Source organism: Streptococcus sp. CP1998, from assembly GCF_041026655.1.
Taxonomy (GTDB): domain Bacteria; phylum Bacillota; class Bacilli; order Lactobacillales; family Streptococcaceae; genus Streptococcus; species Streptococcus dentalis.
This window is the reverse complement of sequence record NZ_CP163380.1, coordinates 1,673,962-1,693,284: the sequence shown is the minus strand read 5'-3', so window position 1 is coordinate 1,693,284 and position 19,323 is coordinate 1,673,962. Positions and strand designations below refer to the sequence as shown.

Annotated in this window: 13 protein-coding genes; 9 read left to right on the top strand and 4 right to left on the bottom strand. The window is 45.0% G+C overall.

All coding sequences use genetic code 11. The annotated features are described in order from the left end of the window. The first annotated feature begins 72 nt into the window (after positions 1-72). Positions 73-1,110 (top strand): alcohol dehydrogenase catalytic domain-containing protein, encoded by a 1,038-nt coding sequence (locus AB4X21_RS08530; RefSeq protein ID WP_369087820.1) that lies wholly within the window; start codon positions 73-75, stop codon positions 1,108-1,110. A gap of 53 nt (positions 1,111-1,163) precedes the next feature. On the opposite strand, the gene AB4X21_RS08525 is transcribed toward AB4X21_RS08530, so the two are convergent. The 4 genes from AB4X21_RS08525 to AB4X21_RS08510 form a co-directional block, all read right to left on the bottom strand. Beyond that, the gene (locus tag AB4X21_RS08525; RefSeq protein ID WP_369087819.1) at positions 1,164-3,878 is read right to left on the bottom strand and encodes a DEAD/DEAH box helicase family protein; all 2,715 of its coding nucleotides are present in this window, start codon (positions 3,876-3,878) and stop codon (positions 1,164-1,166) included. A gap of 154 nt (positions 3,879-4,032) precedes the next feature. After that, positions 4,033-5,451: a vWA domain-containing protein gene (locus AB4X21_RS08520; RefSeq protein WP_369087818.1), complete on the bottom strand. Its 1,419-nt coding sequence runs from the start codon at positions 5,449-5,451 to the stop codon at positions 4,033-4,035. Positions 5,452-5,721: 270 nt separating this feature from the next. Next, positions 5,722-6,531 carry a Cof-type HAD-IIB family hydrolase gene (locus AB4X21_RS08515; protein ID WP_369087817.1) on the bottom strand — a complete coding sequence of 270 codons (810 nt, stop codon included), beginning with the start codon at positions 6,529-6,531 and terminating at the stop codon, positions 5,722-5,724. Positions 6,532-6,543: 12 nt separating this feature from the next. Beyond that, positions 6,544-7,287, bottom strand: a complete 744-nt coding sequence (locus AB4X21_RS08510) for a DeoR/GlpR family DNA-binding transcription regulator (protein WP_369087816.1) — start codon at positions 7,285-7,287, stop codon at positions 6,544-6,546. Positions 7,288-7,463: 176 nt separating this feature from the next. Here AB4X21_RS08510 and AB4X21_RS08505 point away from each other — a divergent pair, with 176 nt between their 5' ends. The 8 genes from AB4X21_RS08505 to metF all read left to right on the top strand — a co-directional run bounded on the left by AB4X21_RS08505 (position 7,464) and on the right by metF (position 19,288). After that, complete coding sequence (locus tag AB4X21_RS08505; protein ID WP_369087815.1) at positions 7,464-8,033, top strand: sugar O-acetyltransferase; 570 nt, start codon at positions 7,464-7,466, stop codon at positions 8,031-8,033. Beyond that, the gene (locus AB4X21_RS08500) at positions 8,030-8,794 is read left to right on the top strand and encodes a nucleoside phosphorylase (protein WP_369087814.1); all 765 of its coding nucleotides are present in this window, start codon (positions 8,030-8,032) and stop codon (positions 8,792-8,794) included. The genes AB4X21_RS08505 and AB4X21_RS08500 overlap by 4 nt, the downstream gene beginning before the upstream one ends. 31 nt (positions 8,795-8,825) lie before the next feature. After that, positions 8,826-10,208: a TrkH family potassium uptake protein gene (locus tag AB4X21_RS08495; RefSeq protein ID WP_369087813.1), complete on the top strand. Its 1,383-nt coding sequence runs from the start codon at positions 8,826-8,828 to the stop codon at positions 10,206-10,208. A 9-nt stretch (positions 10,209-10,217) separates the two neighbouring features. Beyond that, positions 10,218-10,883 carry a TrkA family potassium uptake protein gene (locus tag AB4X21_RS08490; protein WP_369087812.1) on the top strand — a complete coding sequence of 222 codons (666 nt, stop codon included), beginning with the start codon at positions 10,218-10,220 and terminating at the stop codon, positions 10,881-10,883. A gap of 835 nt (positions 10,884-11,718) precedes the next feature. Then, a complete protein-coding gene (locus AB4X21_RS08485) occupies positions 11,719-13,950 on the top strand; it encodes a TIM-barrel domain-containing protein (protein ID WP_369087811.1) in 2,232 nt (743 codons plus the stop codon). Positions 13,951-14,018: 68 nt separating this feature from the next. Beyond that, entirely contained in the window at positions 14,019-15,626 is a 1,608-nt protein-coding gene (locus tag AB4X21_RS08480) for an alpha-glucosidase (protein ID WP_369087810.1), read from the top strand. A gap of 470 nt (positions 15,627-16,096) precedes the next feature. Then, positions 16,097-18,331, top strand: coding sequence for a 5-methyltetrahydropteroyltriglutamate--homocysteine S-methyltransferase (gene metE, locus AB4X21_RS08475; protein WP_369087809.1), 2,235 nt, complete (start codon positions 16,097-16,099; stop codon positions 18,329-18,331). An 81-nt stretch (positions 18,332-18,412) separates the two neighbouring features. Then, on the top strand, positions 18,413-19,288 hold the full coding sequence (metF, locus tag AB4X21_RS08470; protein WP_369087808.1) for a methylenetetrahydrofolate reductase [NAD(P)H]: 876 nt from the start codon (positions 18,413-18,415) through the stop codon (positions 19,286-19,288). Positions 19,289-19,323: the final 35 nt, after the last annotated feature.

Sequence of the window (19,323 nt, the reverse complement as noted above, 5' to 3'; positions counted from 1 at the left end):
GTTTATAGGAGCAGAAGCCTAAGAAAAAGTGTATACTATAGTTAAGTAAGCAATAGAAAGTAGGTTGTTCCTATGAAGAAAACAGTCTATACAAAAGCTGGGCGAGTGGGTCTAATAGAAGTGGAGCGACCAAAAATCGAAGCACCAGATGATGTCATTCTCCGCATCGTTCGCACCTGTGTCTGTGGATCTGATCTCTGGAGCTACCGCAATCCAGATATTAAAGCAGGCCACCAAAATAGTGGTCACGAAGCTATTGGGATCGTGGAAGAAATCGGTGAGGCCATTACAACGGTCAAACCGGGTGACTTTGTGATCGCCCCTTTCACCCATGGCTGTGGGGAGTGTGATGCTTGTCGTGCGGGCTATGACGGGACTTGTGACCGCCATATTGGGACCAACTGGTCTGACGGGGTGCAGGCGGAGTACATGCGCTTCGACTATGCCAACTGGGCTCTCGTCAAAATCCCGGGGCAACCGTCTGATTATACCGAAGCCATGCTCAAATCCTTCTTGACGCTAGCAGATGTCATGCCGACGGGTTACCATGCAGCGCGTGTAGCAGATGTGAAACCGGGTGACAAAGTCGTGGTCATCGGAGATGGAGCCGTGGGGCAATGTGCTGTGATTGCTGCTAAGATGCGAGGAGCATCGCAAATTGTCCTCATGAGCCGTCACGAAGACCGCCAACAAATGGCTTTGGAATTTGGTGCAACAGCAGTCGTAGCTGAGCGGGGAGAAGAAGGGATTGCCAAGGTCCGTGAAATCCTTGGAGGAGGAGCAGATGCCGCTCTCGAGTGTGTTGGTACGGCAGCAGCTGTCGACCAAGCCCTTGGGGTCCTTCACAATGGGGGGCGTTTAGGTTTTGTCGGTGTGCCTCACTACAATAATCGTGCGCTTGGCTCGACCTTTGCCCAAAATATTTCAGTGGCAGGTGGAGCAGCCTCTGTTACCACCTATGACAAACAGTTCTTGCTCAAGGCTGTCCTTGATGGCGACATCAATCCAGGACGCGTCTTCACCCATAGCTATAGTTTGGACGAGATTGATCAAGCCTATAAAGATATGGACGAACGCAAGACCATTAAGGCTATGATTGTGATGGAATAACGAAAAAGTCTAGTAGAAATGAACCTACTAGACTTTTTTAGTGAAATAAATTCTTATTTCAAATTCGACATCACTTGCTTCTTGGTGAGGGTGCGTTCTTGTTTGTTGGCGAGTGCCTTGATGCGTGCATCTAAAAGAATAGCACGGCCTTCAGCGCTTCGGGTATAGATGAGGTCATACTTACCTAAGCTCTTTCGAATCTGCTCAACAAAGGCTTGCGCATCTTCTTTTCGTTTGTCAAAGAGACTTGGAACGGCGAAATATTCTGTCTGATCGGTCACTTTTTCCTGTGCTTTCAGGATGTAACGTTGGTTTTCAATGGGTGCGAAAAATTCGATCATGGTTTGCGAAAAGAGTTCTTTCTCCCGCATGGTTCCGCCCTTCAAATAAATCAGCGTGTTGATAGCATCCTTTCTGTCTCGTACTACTTGGATTCGGGTTTCCTGGGTTTGAATCTGTCCTGAAAGAAGCAGGGCTTGGTGAATAGCTTGGCCAAAGACTTCTAAGCGTTTGTAAGGACTCTTATAGAGATAGTAGCGCAACCAAGCAAGGAGTGCGAGAACAGCTAAGAAAAAGAGAAGAATCAGAGAAGCTGTATTCCTTCCTCCTCTATGTGAATAGTATATAAGGTTAGCGAAAGCATCGGTCAAAGCGCAGGCCGTAAGCCATCGAGCTAGCTTTCTTGCATCAAAAAATAGGGCGAGAGGTAGGAAGTGTTTGTCCACTTGGACCTCATTTGCAATCTCCATATTCTCTGAAATAGGAAGGGCTTTCTGCCAGCCATCTCTGAGTTCTTGACGATGAGTGGAGCGCTCTAAGGTTTCTTCATTCAGTTTATCTAAGTGTTTTTTGGTATACCGGATATTGTCAAAGGATAGACGTTCAATACCAGATTCGATGAAGGGTTCCTTGTAGTGGAGGCCTAAAAATTGCTTCATCCGTCTCTCTAAAAGCTCTAGATCAGGACTGTATTCTTTCAGCTGATCAGTGATGGCTTCGATCTCTTCCTTTTCAAGATCTGACTTTTCATACCATTTCTTTAGGGAAAGATTGATAGAGACTAAATGCCAGATATTACTGGTCTTGTTTGGATCTTGGGGCCACACTCGGATGGCACGACCTCGCATTTGGTTACTGAGCATAAAACTCCCGACAAAGCTAGCTAGAATCAGGGAGTTGACACAAGGAGCATCCCAGCCTTCTCCTAGAAGAGACTTGGTTCCAATCACGACTTGGATGTGCCCTTCTTGAAAGAGTTGGGTCACAGCTGTCACCAAGTCATGTTGAGAGCCAACCAAGCGAACCTTGAGAAAGTCATCAGGGGATAATTGGCCGACACTTTGGTAAGTCAGCCGATTCGCACCTAGAAGCTCTTCTAGTCTTGGCTTAGCAACTGTCGGGATGATGAAGATACTACCTGTTAGGACAGCGATGGCAGGTGGACTAGCTTGCTCTAGGCTTTCTCTGCGAATGGATTCAAAATACGAGAGAACTCCCAATTGAGTGAATTGGGCCTCCTTGTCTCCTAGATGAACTTCAAAGTCTTGGCGAATGTAGTCTGTTAAGACCAGTTGGCGCAGTTGGCTTCCAAGAGCCTGGTATTCCGCCTTGAAAATCTCTCGAACTGCATTGAGTTTTCCAAGAGATTGGTTCAGCAGGAGGTCTTGTTTTTTGTTGCGGACCAGTTTGACTTGTTTTCGATCGATCAAGCTGGCTGCTTTTAATTCTTGGAGGAGTTGCTTTTCGTATTCTTCTGGTAGATTATACCAGTGAGGGGCCTGAAAGAGCAGACCTTGCAGGAGAATTTCCAGCCAGTCTAGAGTAAAAGCAGGAAGTTTTTTGGCTCCTAGAAGGTCCTGGAAACGTTGGGGAAAGGCGATTCCCTTGCTCCGAAGAAAGATCAGGGTAGCAGATAGATACTTGGGTTCATTGAGCAACTCATCATCACTAATCTGACCTGATAATGCCTGACAAGATTGCAGGTATTGACAAAAGAGGGGGTCTGAAGTCAGTTGCTGTAAGAGAGTGTTCTTTTGTTGGCTAAAGGCATCCAACTGAGCCTGCTCTTCCTTGGTTGGAAAGGCAAAGTAGACATAGTCTTGATGAGGACAAAGGGTCTCTTCCTTGACCAATTCGGGAACCGTAATTTCCTCATCAATCTCACCACACATGCGGATATAGCGATCCCAGAGGGCAGGGTCTCCTTCATAGGGAGGGGTAGCGGTGAAGGAGATCATCTTTAAGTCAGGGAAGGCTTGACGAAAGGCTTCTAAGCTCTTCCACCATTCATTGCGCAAGTGGTGACATTCATCTAAACAAAGGGTCCCAAGTGAGATGGCTTTGAAAGTAGTAAAGATATCAAAGCCTTTAAAATCAAAGGTTTCAATCTCTGCCTGGTCATCGGTATCTTCAGCTTGCGATTGACCAACGACTTGGTTCATGGCGCTGTGTAGGGCCTGATAGGTAGCCACAGTAATCAGCTTAGGATGTTTTAAGTCTTGCGAAATCAAGTGCTCCGCTTGGCCTTCATCTTTCAAGAATGCCTGGATAATCCGGTCGACCCATTGTTGACGAATGGTGACCGTAGGAGCTAAGATCAGGGTTGGCTGACCAAAACGCCGGATGAATTCAATTCCCAGGGTTGTTTTTCCAGAGCCAGGAGCCGCCACCAAATGCAGGTGGCCATCCGCCATAAAAGCGTCACTCTTATCGAGAACGCGTTTTTGATAGTGTCGCCATTGGCCTGTAAAGGCTAGTTCTTGTAACATAGGTTCCCTCCCTTGTACTGTCCCCATTATATCATAGTGGAGAACAAGAATCTTTTGGTAGAAGCTGAAGATTTCTACTTTCTAATGAGAATGGCAAACAGGAATCATTCGGACAGAGCGAAAAAGCCCAATCAACGGATTAGGCTTGTTAACGTTAGTCTTTCTTTGTTTTACGAGAGAGACCAAAGGAAGCACCCATGCTAAGAAGACCAATGCCAAGAGTTGTCAAGGCAGTTGAGGTCGTGCTTCCTGTATTTGGAAGACTTGCTTCTTTTTGAGGAAGAGCTGCTGGTGCGATATAGACTTCTGTTTTCACAGGCTCGTTTTTAGCTGGTGTGAAGACTGTCGGTTTCGCAGGTGTTACAACAGCCGGTTTTTGAGGAGTAGGAGTCGGTGTTGCAGGCGTTTGGATGCTAGGTGTTTGTGGTTTTGCTTTCGCCACGCGATGAGTTTTTGAAATCAACTCATACTTGTCTGTTTGTACCTTGAAGACACGACCTTTTTGGACGGTTTCAACCACTTTATTGGCAAATTGAACGTTCAACAAGTCACCAAAATTTTTGCGGATATCTAGGTAAAGACCATTTGTTCCATTGACCAATGGATCAAAGTCTTTTTTATCACGTGTTTCACCAACCACTGTCAAAGAGATACCAGCATCTTGAAGAGCCTTCAGTGTCGCTTCTTTGGTTGGTGTATATGGTGTAATATCAATGTCTTCGTCTGTGATGAGGAAAGCAAAGCGATGGTTGTTTGCACCAGATCCCCAGTCGTAGTCTTCTGAAGTAGCGATGTGGTGCAATGGAACAGTTGCATCTTCAAAACCACCCCAGATTTTGATAGTTTTCAGAGCAGAAATGAAGCTTTCTGGATCACTTGTGAATTTTGATCCATTAAAATCGTGGTATTTTTGTTGTTTTGAGTCTTCATATTCAACCAACCCTAAACGAGCTTGAATATTTTTAGCAGAAAGATTACGAACAAAGGTCTCGATATTCTTCATCGTATCCTTGATGTGAGAATCCATCGAACTTGATTTATCAATGACAAAGACGATGTCTGATGTTCCTTGGACTTCTTTTTTGTTGACGACATCTGCTTCTTTTGTCACTTCGACTACAGTTGTTTTGTTGACGGTTTCAGTTGTTGTCTCAGTGTAGTCAGCTGTTTCCTTAGTTGATGTAGCTGTCTTGGAAGATGACACTGGTTTTGAAGTGCCAACAGGTGTGTCTTGATCGGCTAAGCTAGTCGTTTTGATGGTTGCTGTTGAAGTAGTGGTTGTGTCTGCGCCGTCTGTTTTAGCAGATGGGCCAGTTTTCTTGACGTCCACAGCGATGACATCGCCGGTTTTTGCTTTATCAGCAGGAACAACTGGTGTATTGGCTTTGGCATTGATTTCTTCTGTTGCAGCCGTGATAGGTGATTTTGTTTCTGTAGAAGTTGCAGGAGCGGCTTGGGTTGTGCTAGGTGCAACGTCATCAGCAGAAGCAATAGTCGTTCCTGTGAAGACAGTTCCTAAAACAACGGAAGCTAAAGTTAAAGTTTGTTTACGTGAAATAGTATATTTTTTCAAAATACGTCCCCTTTTTAATAAACTTTTTTCTATCATACCGATTTTTCACAAACTTGTCAACGGTATAATAATCAAGGGTTTTGTTGGTTTTTATATCCCTAGTTATTGATAAAAAATCAAACAGGAGAAATATGCATAAAATAGGTTTAATATACAAATTATATAAAAAGAAATAGGATTCCTACAAATTTGCAGGAATCCTTATTTTATCGGCATTTCTACTATATTTTTTATCCGTAAAAATACTAGCTAGTCACTTTATTTATGTTTCTAAATCAACACATAGGTTTCAACTGCTTGCCCAGCCCCGTTTTCATTGTTGGTCTTTGTCACGACAGTCGCTCCCTCTTTCACTTCTTGTGGAGCGTTGCCCATAGCGACCCCGATGCCTGCTTTTTTGAGCATAGGGAGGTCGTTGAAGTTATCTCCCATGGTGAGGACTTCTTCCAAGCTCAAGTGGTAGTGGTTGGCGAGCTCAACCAAAGCATCCTCTTTAGAGACGTGCTTAGCTGTGACTTCTAGGTAGTTGGCTTTGGAGAGATAAAAGGCGGTAGAAGGGAAGTCGTCGGCAGAAAGAGTGCGATAGAGAGCTTGGATCTCTTCTGGCTCTCCAATTAAGAGCAATTTGTGAAGGGGCTTTGTCGCATCCAGCAAAGGATCCAATAGGGGAAGAATGAGAGGTTTTTCTCCTGTAATCCGGGCTTCCTCTTGACTCCATTGGTCAAGGTGGTCGGTCATCCAGTCTTTTCCACTATAGAGGTTGATTGAAACCTGAGGAAAGTGTTGGTTGGCCCAGTCAATAAAGTTCCGGGCCTCTGTCTTGTCCAAAGGGTGCTCGAAAAGAACTTGCTCTCCTTTTTGGATCAAGGCCCCATTGTAGCAGGCCATGGGGCAGTCTTCTATACCGAGTTCTCTGGCAATGGGAGCCATCCCTTTTGGAGAGCGAGCAGAGGCCAGTACGAAAGGAATGGTTTCGCGTTTCAAATCCGGGATCAATGCTGCTAACTGTGGATCAATCTGATGGTGATCATTTAAGATAGTGCCATCGATGTCGCTGATGATGAGACGAATGTGAGACATAACGCTTACCTCCTAATAGAGAATGGTGGTCTCGCTCCCAACCAGTTTAAGGATGTCAGGGCTTGGTTTTTGATCCGTCACCCAATAGTCAAATTGCTTGAGCCGAGCGAGATAGTAGTTTCCGTTTTTCGTCCATTTAGAACTTTCTGCCACCAGCACCTTGGTACGAGTCCGTTCAAAAACGAGAGACTTGACTGCAACGTCTTCAGCATCCTCAAAGGTGACCTCGCCATTGGCTAAGCTACTCGCTCCAAAAAAAGCAAGATCAAAGCGAAGATTGTCCAGTATGTGTGCTTGATTCGCGTCATAGTAGAAGCGGTTTTTAGGGTAGAATTTCCCGCCTAAGAGATGAACGTCAACCTGGGAATGGCTACTGAGCTGGATGGCATTGTCAAGGGAATGCGAATAGACCGTAACTTCCTTATTCAGCATGCCAGCAAGCAGGGTCATCGAGGTGGAAACGTCGAGAAAGATCACTTGTCCATCTTGGATCAATTGCAGGGCCTTTTGAGCCATGGCTGTCTTTTCCTTGTTAGCTGTTTGACTGCGGTCTAGATAAGAAGGTCCAGGTTCTTTGTTCAAGGGAAGAAGTCCACCATGGGTCCGACGGACCAGCTGGCGTTGGCTCAGAAGGGCAAAGTCTCTGCGGATAGTATCTTTTGAGACCTTGAAATAATCGACCATTTCTTTAGCGGATAGCTGTTTTCGCTCTTCTAAAAGTTCTAGGATTTTTTCGAGCCGTTGTTCCTGGTACATGAATTCGCTCCTTCTTGCTGTTCTTGCCTTTATTGTACATCGTTTTGTAAGCGGATGCAAGTGATATTAAGTGTATTTAAGTTTTTATGATCTTTTTCTTATAAAACCTTATTTCTGACGTTTGTTTAAAAGGGGGAATTCTGCTATAATATGTCAAAATCAAGTGGAGGTTTCTTATGGCCAGTGAATATGAAAAAATGATTGCAGGTGACTTTTATAGACCCGGAGACCTTGAATTACGGGCTTTGGCAAAAGCCTCTCGGGAGAAACAAGAGGCCTTTAACCAAGAGGCGGACCCTAAAAAAGGGGCAAGCATTATCAAAGAGTGGTTTGGTTCTACCGGTGAAAACCTCTATCTCAATCGTCAAGTTCTTGTGGATTATGGGGTCAACATCCATCTGGGAGAAAATTTTTATGCCAATTACAATTTGACCATGTTGGATGTATGTCCCATTACCATTGGAAAGAATGCCATGATCGGTCCCAATTGCCAATTTTTGACGCCCTTGCACCCTCTGGATCCAGATGAGCGCAATTCTGGTCTGGAGTATGGCGCACCGATTAGAATAGGGGACAATTTCTGGGCAGGAGGAGGCGTCACCATTCTTCCTGGTGTGACGCTGGGTGACAATGTGGTCGCTGGAGCTGGGGCAGTCGTGACCAAGTCCTTTGGAGACAATGTGGTCCTTGGAGGAAACCCAGCCCGTGTCATCAAAGAAATACCAGTCAAAAAGGAGAAACGATGATTCATAAGCATGACATTCCGATTTTAGAGTTCGACGATAACCCACAGGCAGTCATTATGCCGACCCATGAGGGGCTAGATGTACACTTGCCTGAAAAATGCGTTTATGCTTTCTTAGAGGATGAGATTGATCGCTTCGCGAAAGTTGTCGGAGCCAAACAAGTAGCTAGCTTTGTCTCAGCTACCAAGACCTATCCGGTTTATGTCATGGAGCATCAAGGAGAGGAAATCTGCTTGGCCCAAGCGCCAGTTGGATCTGCCCCTGCTGCCCAATTCATGGATTGGTTGATAGGCTACGGGGTGAAGAAGATTATTTCGTCAGGTAGCTGTGGCGTCTTGGTGGACATGGAAGAAAATGCCTTTTTGATTCCGACCAAGGCCTTGCGAGATGAGGGAGCTAGTTACCATTATGTGGCACCTTCTCGGTATATAGAAGTGAATCGTCGCGCACTGACTGCCATTGAAAGGGTTCTAAAACAAGCGTCCATTCCCTATCAAGAGGTCATGACTTGGTCGACGGACGGCTTTTATAGAGAAACGCCTGATAAGGTGGCCTATCGCATGGAAGAAGGGTGTAGTGTTGTGGAGATGGAGTGCGCCTCACTGGCAGCAGTAGCCCAGCTTCGTGATGCGGTCTGGGGCTTGCTCCTATTTACCGCAGATTCTCTTGCAGACCTGGAAAATTATGACCAGCGTGACTGGGGATCTGAAGCATTCGAGAAAGCCTTAGAATTGTGCCTAGAAATGGTTCATCACTTGTAGGTCTACTCACTTTTTATGATACAATAAAGCTATGTTAGTCAAATTATTTTTTAAACAATGGAAGTCCAAGATTAAAAGCCTGTCTCCGGCAAGACGGATTTTTCTTAGCTTTGCCTTGGTGATCTTGATTGGCTCCCTCTTATTGAGTCTCCCTTTTGTCCAGCAAGCAAGTTCAACAGCAGGCTATATCGACCACCTGTTTACAGCAGTCTCTATGGTCTGTGTAACGGGGCTCTTTACCCAGTCAGTGGCTTCGACCTATAATGCCTGGGGACAGTTGATCTGTATGCTCTTGATTCAGATCGGTGGCCTGGGGATCTTGACCTTTATCGGTCTCTTCTTTATGGAAAGTCGTCAAAAGCTCAGCTACAAGGACCGGCAGACCATTCGGGATAGCTTTGGCTTTAGCAATAACCAGAGCTTGGCTCGTTTTGTCCGTTCTATTTTCATTACCACCTTTACCATCGAAGGACTGGGGGCCTTGCTCCTTATGATTCGCTTCATTCCTCGCTTCGGCTGGGGCCATGGGATTTTTAACTCCATCTTTGTCGCGGTTTCCGCCTTTTGTAATGCGGGCTTTGATAATTTTGGGGGCGATAGTATGATGAGCTTCCAGACCGATTGGCTGGTGAACCTGACCTTGTCTGCCCTGATTATTACAGGGGGCTTGGGCTTTATGGTTTGGTTTGACCTCGCCACTAAGGCCCGTAACCAATCAGGACGAAGGACTTTACGCTTTCATACCAAGGTGGTTCTCTGGTTAACCGCTGCGATCCTTCTCTTTGGGACAGTGACCAGTCTTTTGACAGAGTTTAATAATCCAGCAACCATTGGGTCCCTTTCTTTCGGAGACAAGGTCTTGGTCAGCTTCTTCCAAACCGTTAGCATGCGAACAGCTGGTTTTGCCTCGCTGGATTATACGACAGTCCGGCCAGTGACGCTCTTTGTATATATCCTCCAGATGTTTCTAGGTGGAGCTCCAGGTGGAACAGCAGGGGGCATGAAGATTACCACCTTCCTGGTCTTGGTCCTTTTGGCTCGCAAGGAATTGCTGGGACTACCACATACCAACCTAGGCAAACGAACAATTTCACCGGACCTTGTTCAACGTTCCTTTGGGACGGCGGTGATTTTCCAGTTGACCTTCTTAGTAGGTCTATTAGGAATCTGTTTGGTCACACCGGATGGCCAACGCTTTATTTATTTGGTCTTTGAGGTGGTATCCGCTCTAGCGACAGTGGGAGTGACCGCCAATGTAACCTCGACCTTAAATGGAGCAGGACTAGGCATTATCATGGTCCTCATGTTTATTGGACGGATCGGTCCCTTGACCCTCATGGTCAGCTTGAACAATTACCAAGCCAAGAAAGCAGATACCTTGCAGTATGCCAAGGCAGACATCATTATCGGATAGGAGAAACTCATGGCGAATCGAACCATTGGAATTTTAGGATTAGGAATTTTTGGACAGAGTGTTCTGAAAACGCTGCAGGACCAGGATGTGGATATTATTGCAATTGACGATCACGCAGATGTGATCAACCAGTATGAATCCATGATTACAACTGGAATTGTTGGAGACATTACAGACTTGGATCTCTTGGATGCGGCAGATATTGGGAATTGTGACACGGTCGTTATCGCGACGGGGGAAAACCTGGAGTCCAGCGTGCTGGCTGTCATGCACTGTAAGGCCCTTGGTGTTGAGCACGTCATTGCCAAGGTCAAGAATGAAGTGACCAAGGAAGTTCTTGAGAAAATTGGGGCTGATTTGGTCATCCTACCAGAGGTAGAAGCAGGGATGTCCCTAGCTAAGATGATTCTCTTCCAACATGGGATTGAAGTCTTTCAGTTGGATGAAGAAGTGGTGGTAGCTGAGTTTACAGTCCCAGCTAGCTGGGTAGGGAAAAGCCTTCAAGACTTGGCAGTCAGAGAGGAGTACCATCTCAATATTATTGGTTATCGAAATGCGGAAGACCAACCGCTTCAGATTCAGATTAGTCCCGCCTTTATCTGGCCAGAAGGCGTGCGCGTGATGGCAGTGACGGATAATCAGTATCTGGATAGAATCCAAGATTTGTTAGACTAATAGTGTAGAGAAAACGGCTGAAAGGTTGTTTCAGAATGTTGATGAGAGTGGGACAGAAATCGATAATTCGTTAGAATTCGATTTCGTCGTCCCACCTCCGCACAGTTGAGTAGGGCTGTAAAAGCTGATGAAATCAACGTAGTAGAGCCCACTCAACCACTGCGTCTTGCTCGACAATCCAAAGACAATTGAGAGGCTAGGACTTTTGTCCCAGCCTCTAAGTGATTCTGCAGAATAATGATTTTTATTTTTATAATGAATCAAGAGTATACTGAAACTTTCCGCTGTGAGAAAAGTGTTTGAAACATGATTGTTTCAAACACTCGGGAGTTTTAAGACTATAAATTAAAAAGCGAAGTGGCTTAAAACTAATTGAACACGGGCTGCGGATCGTGTCAAAAGCGCAAAATACATTAGTACTAAATCCAAGACACAGTGGCTGATTGAATTCTTCTCTCACCTTTTAGCTCAGAAGAATCCTAATCAGCCTTGTGGGGGCAGGACAACGAAGCGATCCTATACAACAGTGCTTCTGTCCTGCTCCCTATTTTGACTTTATCCGCAGACGCCCTTTGTATCTTGATTTAGTCATGGAACTTCCTGGATTGCTGAAATCATCCACTGGATAATTTCACCTAACGTCTGTTCTGAAGGGCGTCAAGAATCTCTTGATCCATTGGGGAAGTTGATCTTATAAAATTTTAGGAAAGGCTCTGTCAGGTGTTGACAGGCCTTTTTTTGAGTGCTATAGTAAAATCGTAAACGCTTACACAGCAAGGCGAAGCAGATAAAAAGCGGGCAGTCAGATGCCCCATAAAAATAGGAGGAAAAACAAATGGCAGGGCCAGTGATAGGTGGAGAGCACTACCGAATCTCCGTGTTAACGGAATCTTTGGTGCGCTTGGAATATTCAGAGAATGGTGTTTTTGAAGATGGACAGACGCAAGTTGTGCAAGATCGAGACTTTGGACCAGTTTCTTGTGAGATCACAGAGACCGAAGAGATCCTCGATCTGCATACGGAGCATCTCCACCTTCATTTTGAAAAGGGACCTTTTGCACCGGATCGGCTTTTTATCGAACTCAAGGGCCAGTATGCAGTCTATGGTAGCCGATGGCACTATGGGGATCGGCCTGAGACCTTAAAGGGGACCAGTCGGACGCTCGATGAGGTCGATGGAGCTATGGAGTTGGAAGATGGGATCTTAAGCAAAGCAGGCTATGCTCTTTTAGACGATTCTGCTTCTTATTTGTATGATGTTGAAAGCGGATTTAGAGCACGGCCATGTCCAGAAGTGGATTTGTATTTCTTCGGTTATGGGCGCGATTATCTAGGGGCCTTGAAAGATTTTTACCATCTGACGGGACAGACCCCTCTCTTGCCACGATATGCTCTGGGAAACTGGTGGAGTCGGTATTGGCCTTATACCAGTCAGGAGTACACAGATTTAATGGATCGTTTCAAAGCTGAAGGGGTGCCTTTGGCTGTCAGCGTGATCGATATGGACTGGCACAAGACGGCGATTCCTGCTCGCTTTGGAAGTGGTTGGACGGGCTATAGTTGGAACCGGGACTTGATTCCTGATCCAGCTGCCTTCTTACATGGTTTGCATAAGCGTGGTTTAAAGGTGACCTTGAATATTCATCCGGCAGACGGAATTCGAGCCTTTGAGGATGCTTATCCCATGGTCGCAAATCGCTTGGGACTCGATACTGAAAAGGAAGAAGTAGCCAGCTTTGACTTTTATAGTCCAGCCTTTCGTGAAGCCTATTTCGAAGATGTCCACCATCCCTTAGAAGATCAAGGAGTGGACTTTTGGTGGATTGATTGGCAACAGGGAAGTCATGGCAAGATGGATCCACTTTGGTTGTTAAATCACTATCATTATCTAGACAATTGTCGAACAGGTCAAGCTGGTCTCATCTTATCACGTTATGGGGGACCTGGAAGCCACCGGTATCCAATCGGTTTTTCAGGGGATACCATTGTGACTTGGGAATCCCTAGCCTTTCAACCCTATTTTACCAGCACAGCTTCAAATATCGGCTACACGTGGTGGAGTCACGATATTGGTGGCCATATGCGGGGTTACTATGATGAAGACTTGGCTCTTCGCTGGTTGCAGTTTGGGGTCTTCAGCCCGATCAATCGTCTCCATAGTTCTTGTAATGCCTTTAACAGCAAGGAACCGTGGTTTTACTCGCCTGAGACCTGTCGCTGGATGAAGCGGTATTTGCGCCTGCGCCACAGCTTACTACCTTATCTTTACACCATGAATGTGGCGACGCATGAAGAAGGATTGCCTTTGGTTCAACCCCTTTATTACCATTATCCAAACCAAGAAGAGGCTTATGAGGCTAAAAATCAATATTTCTTTGGCAGTGAACTCATGGTGGCGCCAATTACAGAGAATCTGGATCCTGTCTATCATAGTGCTTCTGTGAGTGTTTGGTTCCCAGACGGAGTATGGTATGATTTCTTCCATGATTGGAAGTACGAAGGAAAAGGCAAACTCACAGTTTTTAGAGCTAGCCAGGATATTCCGGTCTTTGCGCGTGCAGGAGCCATCATCCCTATGGATGCACAACCGCAGACAGGGGTAGAGCTTCCAGAAATGCTGGACTGGCATCTTTTCCCAGGTGACAATCGTTCCTTCGTACTCGTTGAAGGAGAAGGAGATAACCGGGTTGAAACCCGCCTAACTGTCAATTGGGATGAAAGAAAGATTAGGCTGGATTTAACAGGTGATCTAACGCTGCTTCCTGAAAAGAGACAGCACCGATTCTTCCTCCATACCTTTGAGACAGCCCCTATCTTAGTGGACAATCACAGTCAGGAGATTGCGATGGGTGTGTTGCAATCGCGTCCTACTGCCAAAGAAGATCGGATGTTTGAGCTCTTGAAATCTGCCAACCTGGCCTACGATAGGAAGAATGAATTATTTGTGGCTTGTTCAACAGCCAAGGATTTGAAACAGTTGATGAAGATCATCACACCTTTAGAGGAAGGTTTGCGTCAACGTCTCTTTGAAGTGGTTTATTCTAGTGAAGAGAATGAAGACTTGTAAATTCTTGCAATTTCACCCCTATTTTTGTAAGATGAAAGTGATTTCACAATCATAAAGGAGAAGAAAAAATGGAACAAAAATGGTGGCATAATGCCGTAATTTACCAAGTTTATCCAAAGAGTTTCAAGGATAGTAATGGCGATGGCATCGGTGATCTTAAGGGGATCACGAGCAAGCTAGACTACTTGGAAAAATTAGGGATTACAGCGATCTGGCTCTCACCAGTCTACAAGAGTCCCATGGATGATAATGGCTATGACATCTCAGATTACGAGGATATTGCCTCCATTTTTGGGACGATGGAAGATATGGAAGAATTGATCGCAGAAGGCCATAAGCGCAAGATCAAAATCATCATGGACTTGGTGGTCAACCATACCTCTGATGAGCATGCTTGGTTTATCGAAGCACGTGAAAATCCAGATAGTCCAAAGCGGGATTTCTATATTTGGCGCGATAAGCCCAATGGCATTATTTCTGCTTTTAGTGGCTCTGCTTGGGAATTTGATGAAGCATCAGGCCAATACTATTTGCATAACTTTAGTAAGAAGCAACCAGACCTTAACTGGGAAAACGAGGAGCTTCGTCATCAGATTTATGACATGATGAATTTCTGGATTGACAAGGGCATTGGTGGCTTCCGTATGGATGTCATCGATATGATCGGTAAGATCCCAGATCAGGAAATCATCAGCAATGGTCCCATGCTCCATCCTTATTTGAAGGAAATGAATCAAGCTACCTTTGGCGATAAGGATCTGCTCACCGTGGGAGAAACTTGGGGAGCGACTCCAGAGATTGCTAAGCAATATTCCAATCCAAAAAATCAAGAATTGTCTATGGTTTTCCAATTTGAACACATCGGTCTTCAATACCAACCAGGTCAACCAAAATGGAACTACGCCAAGGAATTGGATGTGCCTAAATTGAAGGAAATTTTCACTAAGTGGCAGACAGAATTGGGGACAGAAGAAGGCTGGAATTCGCTCTTTTGGAACAACCATGATCTCCCACGGATTGTGTCCACTTGGGGGGATGATGGCGACTATCGGGTCAAATCTGCCAAGGCTTTGGCCATTCTGCTTCACTTGATGAAGGGAACTCCTTATATCTATCAAGGCGAAGAAATTGGGATGACCAATTATCCATTTAAGACCCTTGAGGACATAGAAGATATCGAGTCAATCAACTATGCCCATGAAGCCTTAGAAAAAGGCCTACCGCTTGAAGTGATCATGGATCAAATCCGCCATATTGGTCGGGACAATGCACGGACACCGATGCAGTGGAATCATGAAGCAGAAGCTGGCTTTACGATAGGTCGTCCATGGCTTGCGGTCAACCCAAACTACAAAGAGATCAATGTAGAGGCTGCCCTGGCAGATCCAGACTCTATATTCTATACTTACCAAGCTCTCATTGCCCTACGAAAAGAGCACCCTTGGCTTGTAACGGCTCATTATGAATTGGTGGACGCAGCAGACAAGGTCTTTGCCTATAAGCGGGTAGAAGGGGAGCAAGTCTATTTAGTTGTTGTCAATCTTTCAAGCCAAGAGCAAGAGTTACCGCTGGTTAATGGAGTTGAGAAGGTCATCATTTCCAATACCAAGGTGGAGCAAGTGCTTGAATCCGGTAAATTAGCCCCTTGGGATGCCTTCTGTGTCAAGTTGGCCTAATGAAGGTAAGAAAAGAGAGTGGGACAGAAATCGGTCATTCGTTAGAATTCGATTTCGTCGTCCCACCTCCGCACAGTTGAGTAGGGCTGTAAAAGCTGATGTAATCAGCGTAGTAGAGCCCACTCAACCACTGCGTCTTGCTCGACAATTCAAAGACAATTGAGAGGCTAGGACTTTTGTCTCAGCCTCTAGAAGCAGGTCTTTCTCAATAGGGAAGGCCTGCTTTATTTTTTTAGAGGCTGTCCTTCTAGCGCAATCCGCTCAAAATCCGCTCGAAAATGGTTCGGTGACGCATGGGATATAGGAATTATTTATAAGAAGTCCTAGTTTTTGCTTTTATTCTTTGCTCTTAAGGCCCATTAAATCTGTGTTATAGTTTTTGACTATACCAAAATTCGTGTAAAAGCAATTATACAAGACGGCCATCTTCTGATATGATAGTGTCAATTAGAATTTTTGGAGGACACAACATGTCAACTACAATTATCGGTTTCCCTCGTTTGGGTGAATTCCGTGAATTAAAATTTACAACTGAAAAATACTTTAGAAATGAAATTACAGCTGAAGATTTGTTGGATGCTGCAAAAGAATTGCGTGCTAAACACTGGAATATTGTCAAAGAAAAAGGGATCACTGAAATCCCATCAAATGATTTTTCACATTATGACAACTTCCTAGATGCAGCCTTTCTTTTCAACGTGGTTCCTGAGTCTGTGAAAAACTTAGAATTGACAGATCTTGAACGCTACTTCGCTTTAGCGCGTGGTTACCAAGGTGAAAAAGGGGATGTGCGTGCTCTTCCAATGAAGAAATGGTTCAACACCAACTACCACTATATCGTTCCAAAATTTGAAAAAACAACAGAAGTCAAATTGGCTGGTCACAAGATTTTTGATGAGTACCAAGAAGCAAAAGAATTGGGTCTGAACACTCGCCCAGTTGTGGTTGGACCATTCACTTTCCTTCAATTGTCAGACTTTGAAGAAGGTGTGAAAGCAGAAGACTTCGTAGATAGCTTAGTGGCGGCTTACCAAGATGTTTTTGCTAAATTGGCAGAGCTTGGTGCGACTCGTATCCAACTGGATGAAGCAGCTCTTGTCAAAGACTTGACAGCTGAAGGAAAAGCCCTCTTCTTGAACCTCTACAACAAACTCTTGGCTGACAAAAAAGGTCTTGAAGTCTTGATCCAAACTTACTTTGGTGATGTGCGTGACATCTACGCTGACCTTGTGAAATTGCCAGTAGATGCAATCGGTCTTGACTTCGTTGAAGGTAAGAAAACTCTTGAACTCGTTAAAGGTGGCTTCCCAGCTGATAAGACTCTTTATGCAGGGATTGTTAATGGTAAGAACATCTGGCGTAACAACTACGAAGCAAGCTTGGAAATTTTGAAACAAGTTCCAGCTGAAAACATCGTCTTGACAACTTCTTGCTCACTGCTTCATGTGCCATTTACAACTGCTAACGAAGACTTTGAGCCAGCTATCTTGAACCACTTTGCCTTTGCAGTTGAAAAATTGGAAGAACTCCGAGACTTGGATGCTATCCGCAACGGTCAAGGTGAAGAAGCTCTTGCAGCTAACAAAGAACTCTTTGCGACAGAACGTGTCGGAGCAAATGCTGAACTCCGTGCGCGTATCGCTGGATTGACAGATGCAGATTACACTCGTTTGCCAGCCTTTGCAGAACGTGAAGCCATCCAAGAAGAAGCCTTCAAACTTCCAGCTCTTCCAACAACAACCATCGGTTCCTTCCCTCAAACCAAGGAAGTTCGTGCCAAACGTTTGGCCTTCCGAAAGGGTGAATTGTCACAAGAAGAATACGATGCATTCCTTGCTGAAACGATCGATGAATGGATCAAATGGCAAGAAGAAGTTGGATTTGACGTGCTTGTACACGGTGAATTTGAACGGAACGACATGGTGGAGTACTTCGGTCAAAACTTGTCCGGTTACCTCTTCTCTAAGAACGGTTGGGTACAATCATACGGGATGCGTGGGGTGAAACCACCAATCATCTGGGGTGATGTCACTCGTCTCAACCCAATTACTGTAAAATGGTCTAGCTATGCTCAAAGCCGCACCAACAAACCTGTTAAAGGGATGTTGACTGGACCTGTTACCATCCTCAACTGGTCATTCCCGCGTGAAGACATCTCTATCAAGGATTCGACTCTTCAAATCGCTCTTGCCATCAAGGATGAAGTTCTTGACCTTGAAGTTGCAGGCGTGAAGATTATCCAAATCGACGAGGTCGCTCTTCGTGAAAAATTGCCACTCCGTCGCAGCGACTGGTACGAAGACTACCTTGACTGGGCTATTCCAGCCTTCCGTTTGGTACACTCAACAGTGGCACCAGACACACAAATCCACACTCACATGTGTTACTCAGAATTTACAGATATCATCCCAGCAATCGATAACATGGATGCGGACGTGATCTCATTTGAGGCTAGCCGTTCAAATCTTGAAATCTTGGATGAACTGAAAGCTCAAAACTTCCAAACAGAAGTTGGACCTGGGGTTTACGATATCCACTCACCTCGTGTGCCTAACGAAGGCGAAATCGACCACACCATCGAAGCCATCCTTGCGAAAGTACCAAGCAAGAAAGTATGGATTAACCCTGACTGTGGTTTAAAAACACGTGGTATCAAAGAAACGAGAGAAAGCTTGATCCGTCTTGTAGAAAAAAGCTGCTCGTAAAGCGCTATAAGACAAGTAGAAAGTCCTAAGCTTGCTCGATAGCAAAGAAAGAATTGCTCAATCAAGAAAGGAATACATTTGATGACTAAGCAAACACCGTCGCTCTCCTTTGAGGTTTTTCCTCCAAATCCTGAAGTAGGCAATGCCAAGCTCTTACGTGCCTTGGAAAACATGCAGGAGTTAGCCCCTCACTTTATCAGTGTGACCGCTAGCAATAACAAATACAATATCAAAGAGACGACGGTTGCCTTAGCCGATCATATTCAGAATGAATTGTCTATTCCGACCATTGCCCACTTGCCTGCCATCTATCTAACTAAGGAAAAGGTGGCAGATACCCTCCATGAGTTAGATCAAGTAGGGGTTCATCGGATCTTGGCCCTTCGTGGAGATATTATTCCAGGTGTGGAACCTCTGAAAGACTTTCATTATGCAACGGATTTGATTGAATTTATTAAAAAGGAAGCTCCTCATTTTGATGTAATCGGTGCTTGTTACCCAGAAGGGCACCCAGATTCTCCAAATCAAATTTCAGATATTCAAAATCTGAAAAAGAAAGTGGATGCTGGATGTTCGAGCCTCGTTACTCAGCTTTTCTTTGACAATGAGCGTTTCTACGATTTTCAAGATAAGTGTATCTTAGCGGGAATTGATGTTCCCATTCATGCAGGGGTGATGCCGATTCTTAACAGAAACCAGGCTCTTCGCTTGTTGAAGACTTGTGAAAATGTCCATATCCCACGGAAGTTTAAAGCCATCCTTGATAAGTATGAGCATGATCCGGAATCCCTTCGAGCAGCCGGTTTGGCTTACGCAGTCGATCAAATCGTTGATTTGGTTACTCAAGATGTGGCAGGTGTCCATCTTTATACCATGAACAATGAAGATGTGGCTTACCATGTCCATCATGCCACAAAGGCCTTGTTTAATCATCAATCGTATTTTGAAGTGATTTAATCAACACTTTTAGTAGGAATTGTAGAGATTGAGAA